This is a genomic window from Colwellia sp. 12G3, from assembly GCF_002836775.1.
Classification (GTDB): Bacteria; Pseudomonadota; Gammaproteobacteria; order Enterobacterales; family Alteromonadaceae; genus Colwellia.
This window is the reverse complement of sequence record NZ_PJAQ01000049.1, coordinates 1-1,750: the sequence shown is the minus strand read 5'-3', so window position 1 is coordinate 1,750 and position 1,750 is coordinate 1. Positions and strand designations below refer to the sequence as shown.

Here is a 1,750-nt window from a genome sequence, read left to right as displayed (position 1 = left end):
CACAAACGATTTTTAATTGAAGAGTTTGATCATGGCTCAGATTGAACGCTGGCGGCAGGCTTAACACATGCAAGTCGAGCGGTAACAGAGATAGCTTGCTATCTGCTGACGAGCGGCGGACGGGTGAGTAATGCTTGGGAATATGCCTTATGGTGGGGGACAACAGTTGGAAACGACTGCTAATACCGCATAACGTCTACGGACCAAAGGGGGGGATCTTCGGACCTCTCGCCATTTGATTAGCCCAAGTGAGATTAGCTAGTTGGTGAGGTAATGGCTCACCAAGGCGACGATCTCTAGCTGGTTTGAGAGGATGATCAGCCACACTGGGACTGAGACACGGCCCAGACTCCTACGGGAGGCAGCAGTGGGGAATATTGCACAATGGGCGAAAGCCTGATGCAGCCATGCCGCGTGTGTGAAGAAGGCCTTCGGGTTGTAAAGCACTTTCAGTTGTGAGGAAAGGAGTGTCGTTAATAGCGCCATTCTGTGACGTTAACAACAGAAGAAGCACCGGCTAACTTCGTGCCAGCAGCCGCGGTAATACGAGGGGTGCAAGCGTTAATCGGAATTACTGGGCGTAAAGCGTTCGTAGGCGGTCTATTAAGCAAGATGTGAAAGCCCAGGGCTCAACCTTGGAACTGCATTTTGAACTGGTAGACTAGAGTACTGTAGAGGGTGGTGGAATTTCCAGTGTAGCGGTGAAATGCGTAGAGATTGGAAGGAACATCAGTGGCGAAGGCGGCCACCTGGACAGATACTGACGCTGAGGAACGAAAGCGTGGGGAGCGAACAGGATTAGATACCCTGGTAGTCCACGCCGTAAACGATGTCAACTAGCCGTTTGTGGACTTGATCCGTGAGTGGCGCAGCTAACGCACTAAGTTGACCGCCTGGGGAGTACGGCCGCAAGGTTAAAACTCAAATGAATTGACGGGGGCCCGCACAAGCGGTGGAGCATGTGGTTTAATTCGATGCAACGCGAAGAACCTTACCATCCCTTGACATCCTACTAAGAGACTAGAGATAGACTTGTGCCTTCGGGAAAGTAGTGACAGGTGCTGCATGGCTGTCGTCAGCTCGTGTTGTGAAATGTTGGGTTAAGTCCCGCAACGAGCGCAACCCCTATCCTTATTTGCCAGCGCGTTATGGCGGGAACTCTAAGGAGACTGCCGGTGATAAACCGGAGGAAGGTGGGGACGACGTCAAGTCATCATGGCCCTTACGGGATGGGCTACACACGTGCTACAATGGCGTATACAGAGTGCTGCAATACCGCGAGGTGGAGCGAATCACACAAAGTACGTCGTAGTCCGGATCGGAGTCTGCAACTCGACTCCGTGAAGTCGGAATCGCTAGTAATCGTAGATCAGAATGCTACGGTGAATACGTTCCCGGGCCTTGTACACACCGCCCGTCACACCATGGGAGTGGGATGCAAAAGAAGTGGCTAGTTTAACCTTCGGGAGGACGGTCACCACTTTGTGTTTCATGACTGGGGTGAAGTCGTAACAAGGTAACCCTAGGGGAACCTGGGGTTGGATCACCTCCTTATCTTGAAGTAAAATTGCTTAATGGGAATCTTCGGGTTTCACGAGTGTTCACACAAATTACATGATAACAAATTGAAAGATACCCTGATGGGGCTATAGCTCAGCTGGGAGAGCGCCTGCCTTGCACGCAGGAGGTCAGCAGTTCGATCCTGCTTAGCTCCACCATCTCTTATCTTTCACTAAAGAAAGAAGCCAAA

1 tRNA gene and 1 rRNA gene are annotated in these 1,750 nt (G+C 51.4%); both read left to right on the top strand.

The features are described 5' to 3' along the window. The first annotated feature begins 13 nt into the window (after positions 1-13). Positions 14-1,554, top strand: a 16S ribosomal RNA gene (locus tag CXF71_RS11600). Positions 1,555-1,642: 88 nt separating this feature from the next. Beyond that, positions 1,643-1,718: transfer RNA gene (locus tag CXF71_RS11595), tRNA-Ala, on the top strand. Positions 1,719-1,750 lie beyond the last annotated feature (32 nt).